Here is a 22,687-nt window from a genome sequence, read left to right as displayed (position 1 = left end):
TGTTTTATTGTATGCCCACCTATGTCTAGATGTGTCTAGTTATAAAGAATGCGCGAACTGTCTATAACAGAAATAACTACTTTTCATAAAGGAGAAATCGTGTATGATACAACGTAACCATATTTTATATAACCAGCCTCGTGCTCATACGGTCGGTAATGTAGAATATATAAACAATGAATGGGTATTCTTTGATGATGAAAATGATGAAGCATTTTTATTAGAAGATGTTGCCGAAGATGGCTTTGAGATTTTATATAACAACAACTGGCTACCAGCTCGTTTCTATGAACAAGATGTATTACAAATCGCCAACGAGCAGCACCATTTGCAAAACGGGGAAATGATACGAATTCGAAAAAAATTACTACTTAGCTATACGGAATGGCTTGAGGAATTGCCTGACTCTGTCTTTACATTATTAACGGAATCATTGCAATCCCTTCATTACTCTTTATATGATTGCATGTATTGTCATAATTATTTATCTTTCTTACCAAAAGAGGAAGCATGCGAAGGAGTAAATATTCTTTTATTCGATAACGAAGAAATGATTTGCACATTGCAGCACCATTTCGTTCGTCACGCTACGTCAAATAAAAATATGTTTCGTTTTACGAAAGTAAACGGAGAAGAGTTGCATATCGATGCAATATAAAATGAAACTTTAATCAGCGGGGCATCCCCCACTGATTATTAGCCTTCACCAATCAGGTATTTACGGGCAGTTGATCTCCCACCTAACATCTTTGCTTAAACTGAATTTTGAGGTGGAAGTTTTACTGCCCGTTAATACGGGATAAAAATAAAAAACCACCTTATCTCCCAAATATTTGAGATTATAAGGTGGTTTTATTTTTATTTGAATACGTACCAGCCAATTGGTAATTTTAGTCCTAAGTATATTACCGCTACTAACGCAACAATAAATAAGCCCCAAACCGCCCCTGTTGGTTTGTTTTTGCTCATTTTTACAAGAACCATTTCCATTCCACCGATAACTAAAATACCGGCTAACATTTTCATGCCGTACCACATGTGCATGCTACCTGTTGCCGTTTTCATAATACTCATGTACAACATGAAGCCTGTCACAATAATGAAGATATACATTAGGCGAAGCCCCATATGTACACCTTTCCCTTTTCTTCCTGCTGAATAAAGTGAATACGCAACGAAGAATAAAATTAAACCTAACGCCCATGCTGTAATATGCATATGTACCATCGTATCCCTTACCTCCTCTTTTCACACTTTTTCACTCTATATGATAACATGTTCATTTATTTTCAGGAAATGTTTCGCTTTTTTACATTTAAATGCTATAATATTTAGAGTATTTACAAACTTCTTGTAATAACAAAAGGGGGAACAATCATGATTCAAACTAAGGATATTATCGAACTTACAGACACATACGGAGCAAATAACTATCACCCACTTCCAATCGTTATTTCTAAAGCAGAAGGCGTTTGGGTAGAAGATCCTGAAGGAAACCGCTATATGGACTTATTAAGTGCATATTCTGCAGTAAACCAAGGTCATCGTCACCCAAAAATTATTAACGCTTTAATTGACCAAGCTAATCGTGTTACGTTAACTTCTCGTGCTTTCCATAGCGATCAATTAGGTCCTTGGTACGAAAAAGTTGCGAAACTAACTAATAAAGAAATGGTACTTCCAATGAATACAGGTGCAGAAGCTGTTGAAACTGCAATTAAAACAGCTCGCCGCTGGGCTTATGATGTAAAGAAAGTAGAAGCAAACCGTGCTGAAATTATCGTTTGTGAAGATAACTTCCACGGACGTACGATGGGTGCTGTTTCTATGTCTTCAAACGAAGAGTACAAGCGTGGATTCGGTCCAATGCTTCCTGGCATTATCGTAATTCCTTACGGTGATTTAGAAGCGTTAAAAGCTGCAATTACACCAAATACAGCTGCATTCATTTTAGAGCCAATCCAAGGTGAAGCAGGAATTAACATTCCACCAGCTGGTTACTTAAAAGAAGCTCTTGAAGTATGTAAAAAAGAAAACGTTTTATTTGTAGCAGATGAAATCCAAACAGGTTTAGGCCGTACTGGTAAAGTATTTGCTTGTGACTGGGACAATGTAACTCCTGACATGTACATACTTGGTAAAGCACTTGGCGGCGGCGTATTCCCAATCTCTTGCGTAGCAGCAAACCGCGACATTTTAGGCGTATTCGAGCCAGGTTCTCACGGTTCTACATTCGGTGGTAATCCACTTGCATGTGCTGTTTCTATCGCAGCTCTTGAAGTGTTAGAAGAAGAAAAATTAACAGAGCGTTCTCTTCAATTAGGTGAAAAATTAGTTGGGCAATTAAAAGCAATTGATAACCCAATGATTACTGACGTTCGCGGTAAAGGTTTATTCATCGGTATCGAATTAAACGAGCCAGCTCGTCCTTACTGTGAACAACTAAAAGCGGCTGGTCTGTTATGTAAAGAAACACACGAAAATGTAATTCGTATCGCACCACCTCTAGTAATCTCTGAAGAAGATTTAGAGTGGGCGTTCCAAAAAATTAAAGCTGTATTATCGTAATAATAGAGAGGTTGTCCTACATGTTGGGACAACCTCTTTCTTTTTATATTGATTTATACTAAAATAAAATTGTAATTTTCTGTATTTTAAAACAACAAAGGAGGTGCAATATGTTATTAAGATACGGTAAACATATTAACTATTTAGCTACATCTTTTCTTTTAGTTACATTCTTTGGCTTCCTACTTTCCGTAACATTGCTTAGTCAATACTCAACTCCCACTTCATTCACACTACTGAAAGCATCATTTTGGACTACTGTTATTCTTACTATCATTGGCTTTGGACGAGAAAAAAGCGCACTTACGGTTATACTATTTGGCATTTGTACACTTGCATTCATTGGTCTTTACACTTTTTCCGCTATCGATTACCTCTATCACCCAAGACCATAGAAAAGAGCTATCTTTTAATAAGATAGCTCTTTTCTTCACTTCACTACATTTCGCAATGTACCAATTCCTTCTACTGTAATGACCACCTCATCACCCGCATGTAAAAACTTCGGTGGTGTGAAACCTTTTCCGACACCAGCTGGCGTTCCTGTTGCGATTATATCTCCTGGCTCTAATGTCATACCTTTACTTATCGTTGAAATAATTTCTTCTATTGAAAAAATCATTTTATTTGTATTTGAAGTTTGCCTTACTTCCCCGTTTACTACCGTTTCAATGTGTAACGCATTTGGCGTACTCACCATTGATTTATGAATTAAATATGGTCCCATTGGACAAAATGTATCGAAACTTTTTCCAAGGAAAAATTGTTTATGCTTTCTTTGAATATCCCGAGCAGTTATATCATTTATAATGGTATAACCAAAAACATGCTCAAGCGCTTTTTCTTTTTTTATTTGTTTCCCTCGCTTACCGATGATGATAGCTAGTTCTCCTTCATAGTCTAATTCATTCGTTGCGTGGGGATGACTATTAATTTTTTCATCCATTCCAATAACTGTCGTTGGCGCTTTCGTAAAGATCATTATATTTTCTGGAATTGACTCTACTCCGCCCATTTCTATCGCATGCTCACGATAGTTTTTTCCAACGCAAAGAATATTCTTCCTTGGCCTTGGAATCGGTGCTAATATTTTCACCTCAGTTAACGGATAATACGCCGTCCCTTCATTTTCCTTCGCCCAATTTACAATATCACATATTTTTTCAAAGCATTCGGTTCCTCTTTCAATACACTCTAACATTGTAATTGGAATCGTAACCTTTTCCCCTTTTTGTCTTTGCGCTTCTCTTACATGCAATACCTTTTCTTCCTCTTCATCCACAACGCCTACAAATACCTTTTCATCTTTTTTCGCCGTTACCAAACGCAATATTTCCACTCTCCATCCTAAAACTCATACCCTTTAATTGTATTCGCATCCGTAAGAAAAAAACCTTCTCATACACGCTAATTTTTACAATATTCTTCTCATATCTTATTCGTTACTCCTTTACATTTGACATAAAATGTAGAAATTTTACTTTTTTTAGCGAAGGTGTTTCTTTTTTATGGGATTTTTGTATAATATGTACTACATATATACTAAAAATTTCATTTAGAGATGGAGCCGATTTCAATGTTTGAGCAAGCGATTGAAAAAAAACGTGAAAAAATGATTTATTTTGCTGAACGCTACGGAATGACTTCTCAAAAAACAGTGGATTGTAGCCAAGAACTGGACAGGCTCTTAAATGCAATTTGGCATGTACATACGGATTTTCACCCTAATCAAACACTCGATACACACACGCAATAACGTGTGTGTTTCTTTTATTTCAAAAAAATACACATTTTATTGAAAACGCCCATACAATAGTAGAAAAGAAAATTTTAAAAACGAAAGGTGTTTTGTATGCCAGCTATGGTCGGACATATTCGTATCGTCAATATTGGATCAAGTGGTATTTTTCATATTGGAGATGTATTTGCGATTAGGCCTATTAGTTATTCACGTGCTTTCGCCGGAGCCGGCTCTTTTAATGTTGGAGATAACGTTTCTGTCTACAATTATCAAAACGCTACGACTGTTAATGATTCAGATGTCGTTGATCAAGCGATAATTGGTTCAACTTAAAGGGGGCGATTGTATTGAATTTTTACGTAAACCAAAGCATCATTATTAACAGCATTAAAATTGATAGCATTACAACCTCTTCTGTATTCCAAATCGGTACTGCTGGAAGTATTAAAGCTCTATCTAAATTCTCAAATAGTGGTGGATTTACAGAACCCCTTCGCCCATTACAGGCGAAAGGACAAATTATTTCTATCAAACCATCAACTAGTTCTTCTTAAGACATCCTTGTCATAAATATATAGCAGGAATATATTTACCCTCCCTATTGAAAAGGAGGTTTCACAAATGAATCAAGATATATACGCTTACTTACACCAACTTCACCAAGCTCTTCAAACACAACAAGCAGCCATCCTGAACCTAGAAGATCAAGTGCGCCTATTACAAGAAGAGCTTAACGAATTAAAAAATCGCCCCTCCTCTTCTGTAGGAAAAGTGGAATACAAATTCGATCAATTAAAAGTCGAAAATTTAAATGGCACTTTAAATATTGGTTTAAACCCGTTTTCAGCAAAAGGACAACAAATTGAAGATTTTCAAGTTGATACAGAAACTTTGAAGGTCAATCCTGAAACCGATACAAATCCAGACTTTTACCAAGGCATCCTTCAAGAAATGCATCGTTACTTAGATGAAGAAGCATATAATCGAATTCTCCATTTTGAACAAGAAGAGAGAACGCCGCTCGATGAAATGTATCGACAAATGATGGTTGATGACATAAAAAAACAGATGGAACATAGACTTCCATATTATTTGTCACAAGTTCAATCGTATGAGGGTATTTCCACAGATCCCGATTATTTACGAGACGTTATTATTCAAGCAATGAAACAAGATATTGATAAAGCCTTTCTTTCCTTTATTCAACACATACCGGGCAATTTCCGAAAGGAGTAAGTAATATATGAATTTAAATGTTGTGAACCGTGAGTTAAAAGTAGGGCAGATTAAAATGAACGGGGTTTCTTCTTCCGCATTATTTTTAATTGGGGATGCGAACCTCCTCATACTATCTTCTATTCTTGATACACCATTTGAAACTGTTACAGAGGGGCCATTTGTACCGTTAGTCACAGATGTCCCTCCTACTCCAGGTTAAGGAGACTGAGAAATTATGTTGCATCATGTGTCCGTTGTCCAAAATGTTTCTATTATTTCTTTAGGGATTACTGCCGTATTTCAAGTTGGGGATGCCAATCAAATGGAATTAAAAAGTAGAGCTCTTGCTGTCCACCGGGAGATTCCTTTTTATATAAAGGGAGAAGGTCGCTTCGATGCATTTGAAATCTTTACAGATGAACACATTACAATTCCAAAACGAACAACAGATGTAAAATTAAATATTATAAATGAATGTCCTTTTATTGAAGTTGATAACGTTGAATTACGAACACTTTTAAATTCTGCTTGCTTTCAAATTGGAAATGTTGATTACGGTTTTAATAACTCTCGTATTATGCAAATCCGCCAATATATTACGGATGAACCTTCCGCTCCATAATTCATATAGTAATTAAAAAGCTTAGAAAAGTAGGTGGATGGTATGCCCTCTGTTGTTGGAAATCTTGTCGTTCAAAACAGTAATGGCTCTTTCAATTTAGGGGATTTCTATAACGTATCTCCGAAAGAAAATACGAAAGCTTATAATGGATCTGGCGCTTCCAATGTTGGATTTGTCGTGAATACGTTTAGCGGCGTTAGTGCAACAAATACGTTTGATTCTGATGTGGCGGATCAAGATCAGATTGGAACAGCGTAAAAAAAGTAGGAGATATTCTCCTACTTTTTTCTTATTACAATTTCATTTTATTTAAACGATAACCCAGCTTCCTCCAAAGCCTTTCTAAGCTTCGGCATAGATGCAGGACCCATACCATGCAGTTTTAAAATTTCTTTTTCACTATACTTTGAGAGTTCTTCTATCGTGTGTATTCCATGATGCTCTAGCGCATTTCGTGCTGGTGATGAAAGAAGTGAAAGAAATCCTGTTTTTGGTTTCTTTTCTTTCTCACAAGTTGGGCAAGTTGGACAATCGCTACTTTTGTAGTATTCATGCCCTTTTTCACACGTTCTTAACGTTTTTTCTGTTGCCATTTTCAAGTCCCTCTATTCTTCAATTTTTACAACATGATTGCCATCAAAGAAGTATAAGCACTTCTCTTTCACAGGATGTTGTAAGCTTTTCTCAAGTGCCTTTGCATATAACGAAAGCTGTACTTTGTATCGATCTTCTAAAATTGGCTTCGCTTGATCGAATCCGCCTGGGAACTTCCCTTCAATCGTATCCGTTTTAAAGTCGATTAAAGTGATGCCGTCTTCCTCTTCAATCATGCAGTCAATAACCCCTTGGACAAGAATTGATTCTCCGCTCTTCCCTTGCCAATCTTGATATGCTTCTTCTGCTGCAAGCATCATCGTAAATGGTACTTCTCGCTCCACACTTTTCGCCGCCAATACCCTTTTACCTAGGTCACTATCAAAGAATGAAATGACTTTTTCGATGGCTATTTCTTCAGCTTGTTCGAATGTTAATAGTTCTTTATTAACCATGCCACTAATTTGCTCCCGAATCACTTCTTCTGTAATCGGCTTCTTCAAATCAACATGCTGCATAACAGCATGAACTGCCGTACCTCTTTCAGCGTATGTTAATCCTTTTTTCTCCATAAAACGAGGACGTGTTTTAATTGGCGCACGCATTTTTTTAATAAAGGCGTTATCGCTACCTTCTTCAGATTGATAATTCCTCTTTATTTCCGTAACAGACTGTTTCGCACGATGAGATGTTGCTTCCTCATATCCGTACTTCCACATTAATCTGTCATACACTTCTTCTTTTCGTTCACTTTGCAGGGGAACAGCTTTTTTCTCACGAAGTGCTTCTAGTAATTCTTGTTTCTCTTCTTGAACTGGTTCTGGCGCAAGTAACGTGTTACCGTCAACAACTTCTACTTTCCAGCTCGCACTATATCCATAAATTTCACCTGGAATGCTCCCTTGTCCTAATTCAAGAAGCATTTCACTATCACGATGTCTATATAATGAAGGTGCAATCCAGTCTAAATAACAAGACGCTCCGGCACGAATGTGATCTGGTAATAACCATTCACTATGCTCTCTTGCATCAAGCCATTTTTCCATTTCCTTATTTGCATCCTTAACTGTACCAATTAAAATTAACTTCTCTTTTGCACGCGTTAACGCTACGTATAATACGCGCATTTCTTCCGCGATTAATTCCATTTTCATTTTACGCTTAATCGCAAGTTGCGATAATGTCGTATATTTAATTCGTTTACGAGGATCAATGAACTGCGAACCGAAACCGAAGTCTTTATGCAGTAAGAAACGTTTCATTAAGTCTTGTGTATTAAAACGGCGCCCAAGTCCAGCTACAAATACGACTGGGAACTCAAGCCCTTTACTCTTATGAATTGTCATAATGCGAACGACATCTTCTTGTTCACCTAAAGCTCTCGCCGTCCCCATATCATCACCGCGTTCTAAAATACGTTCAATAAAACGTAAGAAGCGGAATAATCCTCTAAACGATGTTGCTTCGTATTGTCTTGCGCGGTCATAAAGTACACGCAAGTTTGCTTGCCTTTGCTTTCCAGCTGGTAAACCGCCAACAAAGTCGTAATAACCTGTCTCACCGTACACTTTCCAAATTAAATCAGAAAGTGATTGTTGGCGCGCGAATTCACGCCATCCTTGTAGTAAGTTATAGAACCACTCTAATTTATCATGTAGTTCTTTTTCTTCTTCAAGCGGTGCCCCCTTTAAGAACGAGCTCATTACTTCATAAAACGTGCCTTTTTTCCCGTGAGCACGAAGCGTCGCAAGTTCTTCATCATTTAATCCAACGATCGGTGAACGAAGTACGGCTGCAAGCGGAATATCTTGCATCGGATTATCGATAACGCGGAATACGTTCATCATAATATTTACTTCTGTCGCTTCAAAGTAACCAGTCGCAAGATCAGCGTATACTGGAATTCCTTGCAATTTTAACTCTTCCATAATTTGCGGCGCCCACGGCATCGAGCGCAGTAAAATAACGAAATCACGGTATTGTACAGGGCGCATAGTATCATTTTTACGGTCATACACTTCATAACCTGAATCAACCATCGCTTTAATACGCTGCGCCATAAGACGAGCTTCAAGCTGTGCTTTTTCGACTTCAGCACCTTCTTCACCGTCTATTACTTCTTCTTCTGTTTGCTGAATGCATAGTAGTTCAGCCGCTACATCTTCACCTTCTGGATAGCTGGCACCTAACTTCAATTCAGCGTCAGCATCGTAGTCGATTTCTCCGACTTCTTCGCCCATAATTTGTTTGAAAATGAAGTTCGTACCCGCTAACACTTCATGACGACTACGGAAGTTTTTCGCTAAGTCTATTTTCATTCCGCCGCCCGATCCTTCTTGTGTGAAGCGTTTATATTTTCCTAGGAACAGACCTGGTTCTGCTAGTCGGAAACGATAAATCGATTGCTTCACATCACCAACCATGAATAAGTTTCCTTCACTCTCAGAATCTTTCGTTACGAATTTAATAATCGATTCTTGTACGAAGTTCGTATCTTGATATTCATCGACTAATACTTCAGCAAATTTATTGCGATATTGAAGCGCTACTGCTGACGGCTTCATCTCACCATTTTCACTTTGTTCACTTAAAATTTGTAAACAGAAATGCTCTAAATCTGTGAAATCAACCATCCCTTTATCTCGCTTCATCGCTTGGAAACGCTCTGTAAATATTTTTACAAGTTGAACAAGCTTTTCTAATACAGGGTGCATATCTTGAAAATCTCGTAAGAAACTTTCAGGTTTGCGGCTAAATAACTCTTCTTGTAATTTCTTCACTTCATCTTTCGCTTTATTACGAAGAGAGTCTACTTGTTTTACAACATCCTCGTTGTAATCACTTTTCTTAATACGCTTTAACGTTTGCCACGATACATTTTGCATCGCTTCGTAAACGCTTGTCCACGATTCACGAGCTGCTGATGATAACATTCCAAGTAAAGCTGCGTCAGCTTGCAGAGTTTCAACGCGAGGCGCTGGACCGTCAGGAAGCATTGCGAGTTCAGTCGCTTTACGAATATGCACCTCCGCTGTTTCAAGCTGGAATTTCACATCTTCTAATAAGTACGAAGCGTATACTAAATCTTCAATTGTCTTTCCTTCTACGTCGTATGCTTCTACTAATTTATCGAGCCATTTTTCCGGATTTGGATGCGCTCTTGATTCTGTATGAAGAGCTAATATCATACGCTGTAAGTCATCATCACTACGATCACTCGTATAACGATCAACGAGTTCAAAGAATATCGTATTATCTTCAATTCCATACTCTGCTTCTAATATGTCATCTAACACTTCTTCTTTTAATAATTCGTTTTCTGTTTGATTCGCAATGCGAAAACGAGGATCAACATCAAGCATGTAATAATATCCTCTAATAACTTGTAAACAAAATGAATGGATCGTTGAAATAGAGGCTTTATTTAATAAGCTAAGCTGCTTTCTAATGTGCTGAGAGCCTGGCTCATCAATTAATACTTTTTCTAACGCTTCCCCAATTCTGTTTTTCATCTCTTGCGCCGCTGCATTCGTAAATGTTACAACGAGCAGGCGATCGACATCGACTGGATTTTCTTCACTTATAATCTTTTTAATAATACGTTCAACTAATACTGCTGTTTTCCCTGATCCAGCTGCTGCTGCGACTAAAATATCACGTCCGTTCGCTACAACCGCTTTCCACTGGTCATCTGTCCACTGACTACCTTCTGGTTTTTTAGGCCAATTTTCAATCATTCTCCGCCAACCTCCTCTCTAATTTTCTCCATCGCTTCGCTATCTTTCATATCTTTTAACGTACGGAATTGATTATCTTCAAGTGATTCATCGAACTGACAAACAGATTTGAAGTTACAGAACGTACATGCCGCTTTATTCCCTTTTTTGTAAGGAGCAATATCGATCACGCCTTCTGTAATGTCTTTTCCGATATTTTCAAACGTATGGTGTACATATTTTTGCAATACGTTAAACTCTTGTTCACTTGCAATGCTTGAACGCGCACTAAAGCTACCGTCTTTTTTCAGACCAGCAGAAATAATATCAGAGCTTCCTGTTGAAAGTTTATTATCCATTAAACGAACAACGTCAGCATCGCCTAGCACGAGTCCTTTCATTTTAAATTTCTTTAAAATCTCTTTCTCAATTTCTGCTTCAGATGCGTCACCTTTCATCTCAACGATTGGATTATGAATATGGAAGTACAGTACACCAGCCGGTGATGCCGTGCCACCTTTTTTCATCCACGTATGTGCATTTGAAGTAACAACATCTAAATACGTTAACATTTGAAGTGCTAATCCGTAGTACACTTCCGTTAAATCTAACGCCTTTGAGCTTGATTTATAGTCAATAATACGGAGGAACGTCCCGTTTTCATCTTCTGCCTTATCAACACGATCAATACGGCCGACAACTTCCATCTTCACACCATTTGGTAATGAGAATTCCATTGGCGGAAGCGATCCTGTACCGCCCATACCGAATGGTACTTCTAAATCAACTGGTACGAAACCGCTAGACTTCGCATGCTCACGAAGAATAATGGACGTACGGAAAATGATTTGTTGTAGTTTTTGTTTTAAATAGAAATGACGATTTGAACTTAATAAAATTTGTCTTTGTAATAACGGTGCAATCTCTTCTATTACTACAGCCGAAAGATGCTCACACTCTTTTATTGATAAATCTGCCCAAGTACGGTTTTCACGTAATAGCCTGTCTGCAATTCTCTTCAGCGCTGCATGGAATAGTTCTCCAATATCTGGCGCATCAAGTTTGAAAATATCACGCTCTCTTAATGATAAACCGTGCTGCGCGAAATGAGCGTACGCGCAACGGTTAAATAATTCCATACGAGAGACGCTTCCTTTTATTGTGTCTCCGTATAAATCTCTACTTACAACTGTACTTAGCTTTTGCGCACGATTTCGGTAGAATAAGCTTGATAATACGCGGCTACTTTTTTGCTTCCATTCATCTGAAGTAACGTAGAAGTTATATACATCCCACCAAAAATCTAAATTCCCTTCAAATCCGTATCGCTTCCACGTTTGAAGTTGCTGCATAACGTAAGATAACGTTACTTCTGGCGTTGCTACGTATGAAATTTGTTCCGAACGGGATAAATCATTTACGTCATTCGTAATAAATGTATCTTTCACATCAGGGAACATTCTTTTTATTTTCTTAATAAAGCTAGAAGCAAGTAACGTCTTCCCTTCCTCATCTGCTAGCGGGCATGAAATGTATAACTTCTCGGTTGCTCTCGTTACCATTTGATACATAACGAACTGTTCTTCTAATAAAGTTTGTCTCGTCGTTGGTGCTAATTCGATACCTGCGGCGCTAAGAACATCTCTTTCCTCATCAGAAAGCATACCTTCATCCATCGGTGCTGCTGGAATCACACCTTCATTCACGCCAATGACAAATGTTGCTTTCACATTTGATAATCTAGAACGATCAATATTCGCAATTAACACTTGGTCTAATGACGGCGGAATGTTGGCGAATTGAAGCGCCTCAAGACCTGTCGACATAACGTCTGTGAACATAGAAAGTGACATTTTTTCTTGGCCAAGCATCTCTACGAACGTATCAAGAAGACTCATTACTTCTTCCCATACTTGTTCATGATCTGTCGCAAATAAGAAATCTCCACTCTCTTCTGCACGAATACGTAATGCTTCTAGTTTTTTCGGAACGTCAAGCTCTTCTAAAAATAAGTACACAGCTTCGCACATTTGCATAACTGTTCCCGCACGCTTCAGTCTTTTTTGCATACGAATAACTGGCGTCCTTACAACGTCACGCAATCGATTTATTTTCTCTTCCATTTCACGTTCACTGTCTGTAATCATCCCGTTTGTATCATCAAGAGAACGATAGCGGCGATACATCCACGGATCTTCAGAAGTCCATCTCTTCCCTTGTACACCGTACGCTAAACAGTAGTTTTCAAACTCATCCATCTCTTCACGCATCGTTTCTTTTCTTACGTCTAATGGATATAAAAGCTCTGTTTTCACGCAGCGAAACACTGCATCATAACGCCAATTCCCGCTAATAATCTCGAGTGCAGAACGAATACATTCTACTAGCGGATGATGTGACATCGGGCGTTTTTCATCGATGAAATGCGGGATATTATAATCTGTAAATAACGTTCGCATTACATCGTAATAACTTTCCCCGTTACGAAGAAGAACCGCGATATCTCGGTAACGATAGTCTTCATCTGCCACAAGTCTACGAATTTCACGGGCAACGCCTTCTACTTCCGCTCGTAAATTCGCTGCTGTACGAATCGTTACACTTGCTTCTCCGTGAAACTTTTCATTTGGACGAGCTTCGTAATGCGCTTCTAAATGCGCTAATGCTTGCGACTGAAAACGCGGTTGTTCCATAAGTGGAATCGTTTTTTCAATTTCTATCTTCTCTTCACGTGCTACTTGTTTTATTTTTTCATACGTTAACGTCGTTTCATAAAATAAATCTAGTTCATTTACTGGCTGCGCTAACGTTTTTTCATCTAGTGTTAACGTAATTGTAACTCTCGCGCCGCAAATCATAAGCTGTCTTACAATTTCTAGCTCTTGCGGTGAAAACGAATGAAATCCATCTATATAAATTTCAGCTCCTTTTACATATTCAGACTGCGGAAGCTTTTCCACTAGCAATTGCAGATAGTCTTCTGAATCTAAATACTTTCCGATTAAAGCACGTTCAAAATCATCATATAATAACTGTAAATCATACACTTTATTCGCTAATAGCTTTTGTTCGGCACTGCTACTATGCGCATCTAATTGTTGCCACATTTCATATACGTTTGATGGCGTCACGTTGTAACGTTTAAACTCCGCAATCATACTACCAAGATGTTCAAAAAAACCGTTTTGCTCCGCTGCTTTTTGGAACACTGATAATCCATCTTTACGAGACTCTACAATTTTACGAAGTAACATATGTACGCCCGCTTCATCAATGTGAAGGCGACTCGCTCCGCCAACTTCTTGCAGTACCTTCCATGCTAACCGTGAAAAACTAAAAACTTGTGCCCGAATAGAACCTCTAACATCCTCACTACCAATTAACGCCTGCTGCGTTTGGAATGTCATCTGTTCTGGCACAAGATATAATATTGTTTCCCCTCTTGGACGTTGCTTTAACTCTTCCTGCACTTCGTGTAAACAAAGTGTACTTTTTCCACTTCCCGCTCTACCAATCACAAATCGAAGTGACATGTAACCCCACCTTTCACTTACATAACGAACGTTAGTTTGCTACTATAATTGTATTATAGTACACGAAAAAAGACAAACGGAGTAGTTTGTCTTTTTCTATACTTCTATCTATTATATCAACCTTTTGAAAAATTCGTTTGCACCTCTTTAATTGGCCAATATCGTAAATCAACTTTACCGACAACTGTATCAGCTTTTACAAACCCAAAGTGTCTGCTATCCCAGCTTCCGAGGCGATTATCACCTACTACAAAAATATATCCAGGCGGCACCGAATTTTCTTTCGTTAACTCTTCTAGTTTAAAATCACCCGTTAGTTGTCGTCCATTTATCTCTTTCTTATATGTCTCTAAATAAGGTTCATCCACGAATTGTCCGTTTATATACAGTTTATCATGCTTATATTCAATTTGATCCCCAGGTAGACCGATAATTCGTTTTACGTAGTCCTCTTTTTTATTCGCATGAAACACAACAACATCAAACCTGTTCAAGTCCCCTACTTGATAACTCACCTTATTTACAACGAGCATATTGCCATCTTGCAATGTCGGCATCATTGACTTCCCCTCTACAACATACGTTGAAAAGAAAAACGTTCGAAAAAATACAGCTAATAATACACCAATTAAAATTGTTCGTATCCACTCTATGCCTTCTTTTTTCAAAGTTTTCTTCATCCGCTTCTCCCCTTACCCTTTAATAATGAAGCCTGCATTTATAAAGAAGACTATTCTTAATGTAGTTCTAACTTTACTTCGATTTTCTTACCAACATACCATAAAATAAAAATACCAATTGCTACAATGACTGATTTCACCGGATTATGAATAAATGACATTAAATCATGACCGATATACGTTAAAATAAAAATCATCACAAGCTTGCCGAACGCGAGCGCAAGTCCAAACTGCTTTACACTAATGCGAGATAAACCAGCGACAACATTTATAAGCGCAGACGGTGTAAACGGAAAACAAAATATGACGAAAATTGGCGCAAACCCTTTCCTTTCAATCCACCCCATTGCCTTTCGCACTCTCTCATGTTTATTTACAAAAGAAAAGAAACGACTTCGGCCAAAATGACGGATAATGAAAAAGACAAGTAAGGCGCCCATTACTGATCCAAGCCAAGAATAAAGAAAACCGAGCCAAAATCCAAATGCAACAGCATTCGCCAGTACAAATACGATGAGTGGCAATGCCGGAATCAACGCTTCTATCATTGGTAAACCAATACCAAGCAGTGGTCCGAACGCCTTATAACTTTCAACAATATGATCCATATTTTCTGGTGAAAAATACTCTTTGATTGTCTGAAAATCCATTCTACACTTTACCCCTTTACTCTAAGTACTACCTCTACTGTATCATTGCTTATATGAAAGAGGAAATGGTAGATACGACATATGGAGATGTAATTATTAAGTTTCCATATCTTTCATTAGAATTCCTTCATTATTACGCTATGATAATCTATCAATATTCGACAAGACGTGAAGTTGATTTAAACAACGTGACCAGATTATCAATCCATGGTGATTATAAAAAGAAGAAAATATAGAAAGTAATAATTAGTCTTTTTCATAAGAATAACCCTACTGCATGTAAGGTTATTTCTACCTATATGAAAATAAATAGCAGCGGATCATTATTTTACCTTCAAACAATTACCCTTTTCTATTGGCTATTTCTTACAAGCAATTTTTTTAGCAAACGTATACTGTCAATCACAATAAGTATTAACATATATATAAAAGATAGTATTAATACTGTACTCCGAATAGGTAACATTCGAAATTTGTATAGAAACTTATCAACCATATATATATCTTGCTCATTCGTTATAGTTGCAGGAGTAAATATAAGATAATCTTTCCAATTATCTATCCAAGTTAAACTAACTGCAGAAAATTGTGTTATCCCTAACCATAAGTAAATAAAAATTGGTATAAGAATCATATATTGCAAACTATGCAATATCTTTCTTTGCTTCTTGCATTCAATAATTTGAAAAACAAGAAGTGTCAGTACGTACACGATCGATAGAAGAAATACTATGGTGACAACTGGTTGAATTGAAAAAGAAAATAGTAATTTATCAATTTCACTAATTTGACTATATTCTGTTGCATTTTGAGGCGTAAAAATAAAATATTGTTTGTCAGCCCCTATCATTAACTGACTACCAACAAAACCAGTAAACATAAAGGTAAGCAATAATATAGGCAAAACAAGAATATATTGCGCCCAAAATAACATAGTCCTTTTCAACATACCATCTCCTTTTTATACAATAAGATAAGCAATATCATGTATGCCACTAATGTAAAATGATGCATATTAACAGTGCAATAAATAAATGAAGTAAAATTACACTTATAATGTAGTTTTACACCTTTTTAAACTGATAAAGAACAAAAGTTTTCGAATTTTATTTATGAAGCTTACAGTGTGACGGTATATATAATAAAATCAAAAAAGGATGAGTTCCCCCATCCCTTTTCTTCTCACGCATCCTCTTCTCTAACACAATAGACTTTCTCATAAGCTGGTCTTAATGTCGATTCATCCCTTTGATCTATCTCTTTAAAACAAGGGCTCCCTTGTTTTTTCCTACGATCTTCATATTCAGTACGCAATTTTGCCGTACGATTTAGTTGATTTTCAAAACTACTTTTGGATATTTCTAATTTCACAGCAAAGCCATTTATAAATCTAACAATGACATTTCCATCTTTTGACTCTTTATTACTTTCAATATAAAAATGAGACAACCAAGCGCACTCTTTTCTCGAGTAAGAATACGTAGGAAAAAAATAAAGTTGATCTGCCGGACTAATTGCAATCGGTGCTTTATGTGTAATATGAGTTAACTCTTTCGTTCCTTCTTTTCTACCTAAGAAACTAGAGCCATGCTTGCGGCAACTTCTTTCTATAATATCTAGGGGCTTTTGAAATACGAAAAAAGAATCTTCCATCTCAACAACTCGTGTAACAATTTTCTTCTCACTCAGAATAACCGGAAGTAAGGCCATTGTATTTTTATTTACTACATAGTTTTCGACATAACGTTCTACTTTACTTTCCATATTCTACTGTCTCCTTTTTTCCATTTATATTAGCAGCTGCATATATAATTTTAGCATCAATGAAAAGGAAATGGTTTACAGATTCCGCTTTTTTACAATACTTTATCATTTATCAAACATCTTTTAAATTACAAAATAAACATATAGTGATTTCGTAATAAAAAACCTACACAAAATGCATTTATACTACCTATAAATATTTACAACCGCTTCCCTATTTCGCATCATTACGACAATTAACTTTGCTATAATTAAAAGAAAAATCCAATATATGGGGGTCCACTATGGAAGAAAAAGAAATGCAACCAACGATTCAAATGAAAAATAGCAGCATTGTGATCGTGAAAAACTCATCCAGCATTATATTCGGTTTGTTTTTCATTCTACTATTCTTCGCAAAACCTTTTCGTAAATCGAAATGCCCTGAATGTAAGAAACGCGCGAAGAAAAAGGTTGAAATAGAAGAGTAAAAGGCCTTCCATTTTGGAAAGCCTTTTACTCTTTTTCGTCCTCAAAAAAACCGACTATTTTTTCTTCTTCATATTCATATTTTCTTCCAAGATTCTTTGTATCTCTTTCGACTTGTAATAGAACTATATATCGCTCCTCATCTAAAACAGGAGCATGAGATTTCTTCAATTCAATTAACGTCACTTTATCATGTTCATACGTTTTCGCATACGCTTTTATCTCTTCAATCGTATTGTGTAAGTCTTCTTTATTTCCCCTACGAACATCGAGTATTACTTCATTTGTATACTTTTCCATCATATATATTCCCCGCCAATATAATCATTATGCTCGTATATTACAACAAAAAAAGGGATGGCAGCAGCCATCCCTTTTTTTCATAATAAACTATAAAATTATAGTTTGATTACGTTTTTAGCTTGAGGTCCACGGTTACCTTCTTCGATTTCGAAGCTAACTTTTTGACCCTCTTCTAAAGATTTGAAACCTTCAGTTTCGATTGCAGAGAAATGTACGAATACATCGTTTTCGCCTGGAACTTCGATGAAACCGAAGCCTTTTTCGTTGTTAAACCATTTTACTTGTCCTGTTACTGCCATGATTATTTCCTCCTAAGAAAATACAAATTTTATTTTTTTAGTCTTCCTGTCTAAAAAAAGAATCCACACATTATCAAATACGAAACATAAACTAGTTCTCACATACTTTTTCTCGTTCGTTTTCAGCACTTGATAACATATGGATTGCTTAATTTAACTATTCAACTGGGACTATCATAGCACATTAAAATAAAATGTACAATCTTTTTTGAAAATAACTGACAAATTAAATTGATTGTACATTCGTAAATATTTGATTTTAACATGTGCAAAATTCACTATAAAATGAACATACACATCATTTGAATACGATTACATCCCTTGTTCTGAGGTGTTACAATATAATCATGCGGTCGCGATGATGGAGGGGATTATATGTCAAACTATACAAACGAAGAAAAGCTTACAGGGGGAAATGTTTCAAACGTATATCGTTCTGAAAATACTGTCCGGCGAGAATTAAAGCCTGGCAGTGCAGAAATTCATACATTATTACAGCACTTAGAAAACAAAGGGTTTCATCATGCCCCAAAGTTTTTAGGTATAGATGAAAAAGATAGAGAGATTTTATCCTTTGTTGAAGGAGAAGCTGGGAATTATCCGTTAAAAGAATATATGTGGTCTAATGATGTTTTAAAAGAAATAGCAAAGATGCTCCGCCTTTATCATGATGCGGTAAGTGACTTTCCGTTATTAGATGACTGGAAACCGATGGATCGTACTCCAAATGATATTGAAGTTGTATGCCATAACGATTTTGCGATATACAATATTATTTTTCATGACGAGAGACCAGTAGGTATTATTGATTTCGATGTTGCTGCTCCTGGCCCAAGAATTTGGGATATCGCTTATACACTTTATACTTATGTACCTTTAAGTAGAGTGTATTATACAGAATCAGGCGAGGCAGTTCATTATGAATCGGCAGAACATGCTGATTGTATAAAAGAAAGAGTGCAATTGTTTGTCCAGTCCTACGGTAAAAGTATGGACGAAGATTACTTAGGAATGGTGTTACTACGATTAGAAGCGTTATGTATATATATGAAAAGAAAAGCACAAGAAGGCGACTTAAACTTCCAAAGAATGATTGATGAAGGACATTTAGAGCATTATGAGAAAGATATAGAGTTTATTCGTGATCATGGAGCTGAATGGATTTAATCACATTGTCTTTTTTTGTCGGTAAGTCGATATCCTTTGTCGAATCGTCGATATATTTGAAAAACCGTTGATATATTTTAAGTTATGATAGATATATCGAAAAAATCGTCGATATATTTTCATTTACTCCTCGAATCGTTCAAAAAAATAATAAGGGGCACCCTTCAAACAGGTGCCCCTTCCTTTTATTTCGTAAACTGCGCTTCTTCTGTAGATCCTTTTAGCGCTGTCGTTGATGAAGTACCGCCTGTAATAACTTGTGCTACTTCATCAAAGTAACCTGTTCCTACTTCGCGTTGGTGACGAGTTGCAGAGTAGCCATGTTTTTCTGCTGCGAATTCTGCTTGTTGTAGTTCAGAGTACGCTGCCATGCCGCGCTCTTTATAGCCGCGTGCTAATTCGAACATGCCGTAGTTTAATGAGTGGAATCCAGCAAGTGTTACGAACTGGAACTTATAGCCGTAAGATGCGATTTCTTTTTGGAAGCTCGCAATTGTTTTTTCATCTAGTTTTTGTTTCCAGTTAAATGAAGGTGAACAGTTGTATGCAAGCAATTTCCCTGGATGCTCTTTATGAATTGCGTCCGCAAATCGTTTTGCATCTTCTAAATTCGGTTCCGACGTCTCGCACCAAACGAGGTCTGCGTATGGTGCGTATGCTAAACCACGTGCAATTGCTTGATCAAGACCTGCTTTCGTACGGTAAAATCCTTCTGGAGTTCTTTCTCCTGTAATAAATGCTTTATCAACCGGATCAATATCACTCGTAATTAAATCTGCTGCATCCGCATCTGTTCTTGCAACGATAATTGTCGGCACTCCCATTACATCTGCAGCAAGGCGTGCCGAAATTAAATTACGCACCGCTGTTTGCGTCGGTAGTAATACTTTTCCGCCTAAATGCCCGCATTTTTTCTCTGAAGATAATTGATCTTCAAAGTGCACACCTGATGCACCTGCTTCAATCATGCCTTTCATCAGTTCAAATACGTTTAATTGTCCGCCAAATCCAGCTTCTGCATCTGCTACAATCGGTACGAAATAATCTGTATCACCGCTTCCTTCCATATGCTGAATTTGATCCGCACGTTGCAGCGTTTGATTAATTCGTTTTACTACAGCAGGTACGCTGTTCGCTGGATATAAACTTTGGTCTGGATACATATGTCCAGAAAGGTTCGCATCAGCTGCTACTTGCCATCCACTTAAATAAATTGCTTTTAGCCCAGCTTTCACTTGTTGCATCGCTTGGTTTCCTGTTAATGCGCCAAGTGCGTTAATGTAATCTTCCGTATGAAGTGATGACCAAAGCTTTTCAGCACCGCGGCGCGCTAACGTATGTTCAATATCAATTGACCCGCGCAGGCGAATTACATCTTCTGCTGAATATGGACGTGTGATTCCTTTCCAACGCGTATCTAGTTCCCAGCTCTCTTGTAATTTCTCGATTCTTTCGTTTTTCATTTGTTCCATCCCCTTTTCATTTTTTATAAAATTTCATAACCCGGTAATGTTAAAAATGGTACGAATTCATCATTCCGAACGAGATTTGTAAACAACGTTGTCGCCTCTTGGAATCTCCCTTTCTTAAAGGCTTCTTTACCAATCTCTCTTTCTATTTTTGCTAGTTCTTCTTCTTTTAACTCTTCCATCCATTCAAGCGTAATATTACGTCCGTCATGTAGCTTTCCGCCTTCATGACGAATCCATTGCCATACTTGTGCTCTAGAAATTTCCGCTGTTGCCGCATCTTCCATTAAGTTATAAATTGGTGCTGCTCCCCGTCCGCTTAACCAAGATGCGATATATTGAATGCCTACGCTAATATTTAGGCGAAGTCCCTCTTCTGTAATCGTTCCCATTGGTACTTCTAATAAATCCTTTTCTGTAACATGTATCTCTTCACGTTTTCTAAAAATTTGATTCGGTGTTTTCATAATGTGATTAAATACTTCCATCGCGACTGGTACAAGTCCCGGGTGGGCAACCCAAGTCCCGTCATGACCGTCTAAAGCTTCGCGCTCTTTATCTGCACGCACTTTTTCAAAAGCTGCTTCATTCGCTTCTGGATTGTTTTTAATCGGAATTTGTGCTGCCATTCCTCCAATAGCTGGCGCATTACGGCGGTGACACGTTTGAATGACTTTCAAAGAATACGCGCGCATAAACGGCGCCGTCATCGTGACTTGCGCTCTATCTGGAAGTAAAAATTCATTATGATTACGGAAACCCTTTAAAAAACTGAAAATATAATCCCATCTTCCGCAATTTAATCCAGCAGAATGATCTTTAAGCTCATACAAAATTTCATCCATTTCAAACGAAGCGTGAATCGTTTCCAGTAGCACCGTTGCTTTGATCGTTCCGTTTGGAATACCGATATATTTTTGAGCAAATACGAAAACATCATTCCACAACCTTGCTTCTAAATGGCTTTCCATTTTCGGTAAGTAAAAGTATGGACCGCTTCCTTTTGCTAGAAGAGCTTTCGCATTATGGAAAAAATAAAGTCCGAAATCTACTAAGCTACCAGACATATCCTTCCCTTCAACTTGCATATGTTTTTCTTCTAAATGCCATCCTCTTGGACGCACAATTAATACAGCTGTTTTACTATTTAAACGATATTCTTTCCCGTTTTCATTTTTATGTGAAATCGTTCCCTGCACAGCATCTCGTAAGTTTATTTGACCTTCAATCGCATTCTCCCAAGTTGGTGAATTCGAATCTTCAAAATCCGCCATAAAAAGATGTGCTCCTGAATTTAAAGCATTAATAACCATCTTTCTATCTACTGGCCCGGTAATCTCTACGCGGCGATCCTCTAAATCTTTTGGCAATTTGGCAATTGTCCAATCTGCTTCACGTATGTGCTTCGTTTCTTCTAAAAACTTCGGAAACTCTCCTGCATCAATTCTCTTTTGTTTCTCCGCACGCTTTTGTAAAAGTTCTATGCGGCGCTCATTGAAATTTTCATGTAGTTTCTTTAAAAAACTAAGCGCCTCAGGTGTCAATATTTCGTTGTACGCTGGTAACATTTCTCCGGGCATTGTAACCCGTGAAGTTTGCGTCGACATATTAGCATCCCCTTCTTAAACTGTTTTATAACAGATTTGATTTTATGTTTTATATTATATAACAAATATTCAGAAAAGGAAGTTTTTTTTGAAAATTTAATCGTTTTTTTCTAAAACTGTATTCTTTCACCGGCATTTCACATAAAAAAAGAAGTTAGTGTTATACAACACTAACTCCTCAGAGTGTTGGGAAACCCTTTAGGGTTCCCAACACTCTGATATCTTTTTTGATTTTAATGAAAGCAAACAACATGAAATAATAGAATTTAGAAAAATAGCCCTCCACTA

25 protein-coding genes are annotated in these 22,687 nt (G+C 37.2%); 12 read left to right on the top strand and 13 right to left on the bottom strand.

Features of this window, described 5'->3' with window-relative positions; translation table 11 throughout:
• Positions 1-103 precede the first annotated feature (103 nt).
• Positions 104-658 (top strand): DUF2777 domain-containing protein, encoded by a 555-nt coding sequence (locus ACTFOB_RS24735; RefSeq protein WP_440029638.1) that lies wholly within the window; start codon positions 104-106, stop codon positions 656-658.
• 200 nt (positions 659-858) lie between these two features.
• Here the strand turns inward: ACTFOB_RS24735 and ACTFOB_RS24730 are convergent, their stop codons facing one another.
• On the bottom strand, positions 859-1,227 hold the full coding sequence (locus ACTFOB_RS24730) for a YisL family protein (RefSeq protein WP_440029636.1): 369 nt from the start codon (positions 1,225-1,227) through the stop codon (positions 859-861).
• A gap of 150 nt (positions 1,228-1,377) precedes the next feature.
• On the opposite strand from ACTFOB_RS24730, the gene rocD reads away from it, so the two are divergent.
• Positions 1,378-2,568: an ornithine aminotransferase gene (gene rocD, locus ACTFOB_RS24725; RefSeq protein ID WP_440029634.1), complete on the top strand. Its 1,191-nt coding sequence runs from the start codon at positions 1,378-1,380 to the stop codon at positions 2,566-2,568.
• Positions 2,569-2,678: 110 nt separating this feature from the next.
• Positions 2,679-2,963: a hypothetical protein gene (locus tag ACTFOB_RS24720; protein ID WP_440029633.1), complete on the top strand. Its 285-nt coding sequence runs from the start codon at positions 2,679-2,681 to the stop codon at positions 2,961-2,963.
• A 35-nt stretch (positions 2,964-2,998) separates the two neighbouring features.
• On the opposite strand, the gene ACTFOB_RS24715 is transcribed toward ACTFOB_RS24720, so the two are convergent.
• Positions 2,999-3,898 carry a fumarylacetoacetate hydrolase family protein gene (locus ACTFOB_RS24715; RefSeq protein ID WP_440029631.1) on the bottom strand — a complete coding sequence of 300 codons (900 nt, stop codon included), beginning with the start codon at positions 3,896-3,898 and terminating at the stop codon, positions 2,999-3,001.
• Positions 3,899-4,144: 246 nt separating this feature from the next.
• Here ACTFOB_RS24715 and ACTFOB_RS24710 point away from each other — a divergent pair, with 246 nt between their 5' ends.
• From ACTFOB_RS24710 to gerPF, 7 genes are all read left to right on the top strand, one after another.
• Complete coding sequence (locus ACTFOB_RS24710) at positions 4,145-4,324, top strand: aspartyl-phosphate phosphatase Spo0E family protein (protein WP_000462840.1); 180 nt, start codon at positions 4,145-4,147, stop codon at positions 4,322-4,324.
• 96 nt (positions 4,325-4,420) lie between these two features.
• On the top strand, positions 4,421-4,642 hold the full coding sequence (gene gerPA / locus ACTFOB_RS24705; RefSeq protein ID WP_151631339.1) for a spore germination protein GerPA: 222 nt from the start codon (positions 4,421-4,423) through the stop codon (positions 4,640-4,642).
• A gap of 14 nt (positions 4,643-4,656) precedes the next feature.
• Positions 4,657-4,863: a spore germination protein GerPB gene (gene gerPB / locus ACTFOB_RS24700; RefSeq protein WP_001012506.1), complete on the top strand. Its 207-nt coding sequence runs from the start codon at positions 4,657-4,659 to the stop codon at positions 4,861-4,863.
• Between the two features lie 67 nt (positions 4,864-4,930).
• Positions 4,931-5,545 (top strand): spore germination protein GerPC, encoded by a 615-nt coding sequence (gene gerPC, locus ACTFOB_RS24695; protein WP_440029629.1) that lies wholly within the window; start codon positions 4,931-4,933, stop codon positions 5,543-5,545.
• Positions 5,546-5,552: 7 nt separating this feature from the next.
• A complete protein-coding gene (gene gerPD / locus ACTFOB_RS24690) occupies positions 5,553-5,747 on the top strand; it encodes a spore germination protein GerPD (protein ID WP_001052807.1) in 195 nt (64 codons plus the stop codon).
• A 15-nt stretch (positions 5,748-5,762) separates the two neighbouring features.
• Positions 5,763-6,149, top strand: a complete 387-nt coding sequence (locus ACTFOB_RS24685; protein ID WP_440029627.1) for a spore germination protein GerPE — start codon at positions 5,763-5,765, stop codon at positions 6,147-6,149.
• Between the two features lie 42 nt (positions 6,150-6,191).
• Entirely contained in the window at positions 6,192-6,407 is a 216-nt protein-coding gene (gene gerPF / locus ACTFOB_RS24680; RefSeq protein ID WP_001141570.1) for a spore germination protein GerPF, read from the top strand.
• Positions 6,408-6,454: 47 nt separating this feature from the next.
• Here gerPF and ACTFOB_RS24675 read toward each other — a convergent pair whose 3' ends face one another.
• From ACTFOB_RS24675 to ACTFOB_RS24645, 7 genes are all read right to left on the bottom strand, one after another.
• Positions 6,455-6,742: an RNA polymerase alpha subunit C-terminal domain-containing protein gene (locus tag ACTFOB_RS24675; RefSeq protein ID WP_000179951.1), complete on the bottom strand. Its 288-nt coding sequence runs from the start codon at positions 6,740-6,742 to the stop codon at positions 6,455-6,457.
• A 12-nt stretch (positions 6,743-6,754) separates the two neighbouring features.
• Positions 6,755-10,480: a helicase-exonuclease AddAB subunit AddA gene (gene addA / locus ACTFOB_RS24670; protein ID WP_440029624.1), complete on the bottom strand. Its 3,726-nt coding sequence runs from the start codon at positions 10,478-10,480 to the stop codon at positions 6,755-6,757.
• Positions 10,477-13,992, bottom strand: a complete 3,516-nt coding sequence (addB, locus tag ACTFOB_RS24665; protein ID WP_440029623.1) for a helicase-exonuclease AddAB subunit AddB — start codon at positions 13,990-13,992, stop codon at positions 10,477-10,479. Before addB ends, addA begins: the two co-directional genes overlap by 4 nt.
• Before the next feature lie 116 nt (positions 13,993-14,108).
• The gene (gene lepB / locus ACTFOB_RS24660) at positions 14,109-14,672 is read right to left on the bottom strand and encodes a signal peptidase I (RefSeq protein ID WP_076535960.1); all 564 of its coding nucleotides are present in this window, start codon (positions 14,670-14,672) and stop codon (positions 14,109-14,111) included.
• A 56-nt stretch (positions 14,673-14,728) separates the two neighbouring features.
• Positions 14,729-15,322 (bottom strand): TVP38/TMEM64 family protein, encoded by a 594-nt coding sequence (locus ACTFOB_RS24655; protein ID WP_000347517.1) that lies wholly within the window; start codon positions 15,320-15,322, stop codon positions 14,729-14,731.
• Between the two features lie 352 nt (positions 15,323-15,674).
• Positions 15,675-16,271 carry a DUF4306 domain-containing protein gene (locus ACTFOB_RS24650; protein WP_440029620.1) on the bottom strand — a complete coding sequence of 199 codons (597 nt, stop codon included), beginning with the start codon at positions 16,269-16,271 and terminating at the stop codon, positions 15,675-15,677.
• A 233-nt stretch (positions 16,272-16,504) separates the two neighbouring features.
• On the bottom strand, positions 16,505-17,086 hold the full coding sequence (locus ACTFOB_RS24645; protein WP_440029618.1) for a competence protein ComK: 582 nt from the start codon (positions 17,084-17,086) through the stop codon (positions 16,505-16,507).
• A gap of 284 nt (positions 17,087-17,370) precedes the next feature.
• On the opposite strand from ACTFOB_RS24645, the gene ACTFOB_RS24640 reads away from it, so the two are divergent.
• Positions 17,371-17,556 carry a hypothetical protein gene (locus tag ACTFOB_RS24640; protein ID WP_440029616.1) on the top strand — a complete coding sequence of 62 codons (186 nt, stop codon included), beginning with the start codon at positions 17,371-17,373 and terminating at the stop codon, positions 17,554-17,556.
• A 25-nt stretch (positions 17,557-17,581) separates the two neighbouring features.
• Here the strand turns inward: ACTFOB_RS24640 and ACTFOB_RS24635 are convergent, their stop codons facing one another.
• Together ACTFOB_RS24635 and cspA are read right to left on the bottom strand one after the other, a co-directional pair.
• The gene (locus ACTFOB_RS24635) at positions 17,582-17,857 is read right to left on the bottom strand and encodes a hypothetical protein (protein ID WP_440029614.1); all 276 of its coding nucleotides are present in this window, start codon (positions 17,855-17,857) and stop codon (positions 17,582-17,584) included.
• Positions 17,858-17,952: 95 nt separating this feature from the next.
• Positions 17,953-18,156, bottom strand: a complete 204-nt coding sequence (gene cspA / locus ACTFOB_RS24630; RefSeq protein ID WP_000301522.1) for an RNA chaperone/antiterminator CspA — start codon at positions 18,154-18,156, stop codon at positions 17,953-17,955.
• Between the two features lie 375 nt (positions 18,157-18,531).
• Between cspA and ACTFOB_RS24625 the strand changes: the two genes are divergently transcribed.
• Complete coding sequence (locus ACTFOB_RS24625) at positions 18,532-19,323, top strand: phosphotransferase (RefSeq protein WP_440029612.1); 792 nt, start codon at positions 18,532-18,534, stop codon at positions 19,321-19,323.
• A 185-nt stretch (positions 19,324-19,508) separates the two neighbouring features.
• On the opposite strand, the gene aceA is transcribed toward ACTFOB_RS24625, so the two are convergent.
• Positions 19,509-20,786 (bottom strand): isocitrate lyase, encoded by a 1,278-nt coding sequence (gene aceA / locus ACTFOB_RS24620; RefSeq protein ID WP_064476845.1) that lies wholly within the window; start codon positions 20,784-20,786, stop codon positions 19,509-19,511.
• Between the two features lie 23 nt (positions 20,787-20,809).
• Positions 20,810-22,399, bottom strand: a complete 1,590-nt coding sequence (gene aceB / locus ACTFOB_RS24615; protein WP_440029610.1) for a malate synthase A — start codon at positions 22,397-22,399, stop codon at positions 20,810-20,812.
• Between the last annotated feature and the right edge of the window lie 288 nt (positions 22,400-22,687).

This window comes from Bacillus cereus group sp. MYBK79-1, assembly GCF_051915365.1.
Classification (GTDB): Bacteria; Bacillota; Bacilli; order Bacillales; family Bacillaceae_G; genus Bacillus_A.
This window is presented reverse-complemented; position numbering and strand designations above follow the sequence as displayed.

Coding starts and splice junctions, on each gene's coding strand:
- ACTFOB_RS24625 (WP_440029612.1), top strand. CDS start 18,532: ATGTCAAACTATACAAACGAAGAAAAGCTTACAGGGGGAAATGTTTCA.
- ACTFOB_RS24650 (WP_440029620.1), bottom strand. CDS start 16,271: ATGTTGAAAAGGACTATGTTATTTTGGGCGCAATATATTCTTGTTTTG.
- ACTFOB_RS24710 (WP_000462840.1), top strand. CDS start 4,145: ATGTTTGAGCAAGCGATTGAAAAAAAACGTGAAAAAATGATTTATTTT.
- ACTFOB_RS24645 (WP_440029618.1), bottom strand. CDS start 17,086: ATGGAAAGTAAAGTAGAACGTTATGTCGAAAACTATGTAGTAAATAAA.
- ACTFOB_RS24635 (WP_440029614.1), bottom strand. CDS start 17,857: ATGATGGAAAAGTATACAAATGAAGTAATACTCGATGTTCGTAGGGGA.
- aceA (WP_064476845.1), bottom strand. CDS start 20,786: ATGAAAAACGAAAGAATCGAGAAATTACAAGAGAGCTGGGAACTAGAT.
- gerPD (WP_001052807.1), top strand. CDS start 5,553: ATGAATTTAAATGTTGTGAACCGTGAGTTAAAAGTAGGGCAGATTAAA.
- ACTFOB_RS24685 (WP_440029627.1), top strand. CDS start 5,763: ATGTTGCATCATGTGTCCGTTGTCCAAAATGTTTCTATTATTTCTTTA.
- aceB (WP_440029610.1), bottom strand. CDS start 22,399: ATGTCGACGCAAACTTCACGGGTTACAATGCCCGGAGAAATGTTACCA.
- ACTFOB_RS24730 (WP_440029636.1), bottom strand. CDS start 1,227: ATGGTACATATGCATATTACAGCATGGGCGTTAGGTTTAATTTTATTC.
- ACTFOB_RS24640 (WP_440029616.1), top strand. CDS start 17,371: ATGGAAGAAAAAGAAATGCAACCAACGATTCAAATGAAAAATAGCAGC.
- ACTFOB_RS24655 (WP_000347517.1), bottom strand. CDS start 15,322: ATGGATTTTCAGACAATCAAAGAGTATTTTTCACCAGAAAATATGGAT.
- gerPC (WP_440029629.1), top strand. CDS start 4,931: ATGAATCAAGATATATACGCTTACTTACACCAACTTCACCAAGCTCTT.
- cspA (WP_000301522.1), bottom strand. CDS start 18,156: ATGGCAGTAACAGGACAAGTAAAATGGTTTAACAACGAAAAAGGCTTC.
- addB (WP_440029623.1), bottom strand. CDS start 13,992: ATGTCACTTCGATTTGTGATTGGTAGAGCGGGAAGTGGAAAAAGTACA.
- ACTFOB_RS24720 (WP_440029633.1), top strand. CDS start 2,679: ATGTTATTAAGATACGGTAAACATATTAACTATTTAGCTACATCTTTT.
- addA (WP_440029624.1), bottom strand. CDS start 10,480: ATGATTGAAAATTGGCCTAAAAAACCAGAAGGTAGTCAGTGGACAGAT.
- lepB (WP_076535960.1), bottom strand. CDS start 14,672: ATGAAGAAAACTTTGAAAAAAGAAGGCATAGAGTGGATACGAACAATT.
- rocD (WP_440029634.1), top strand. CDS start 1,378: ATGATTCAAACTAAGGATATTATCGAACTTACAGACACATACGGAGCA.
- ACTFOB_RS24735 (WP_440029638.1), top strand. CDS start 104: ATGATACAACGTAACCATATTTTATATAACCAGCCTCGTGCTCATACG.
- gerPF (WP_001141570.1), top strand. CDS start 6,192: ATGCCCTCTGTTGTTGGAAATCTTGTCGTTCAAAACAGTAATGGCTCT.
- gerPA (WP_151631339.1), top strand. CDS start 4,421: ATGCCAGCTATGGTCGGACATATTCGTATCGTCAATATTGGATCAAGT.
- ACTFOB_RS24675 (WP_000179951.1), bottom strand. CDS start 6,742: ATGGCAACAGAAAAAACGTTAAGAACGTGTGAAAAAGGGCATGAATAC.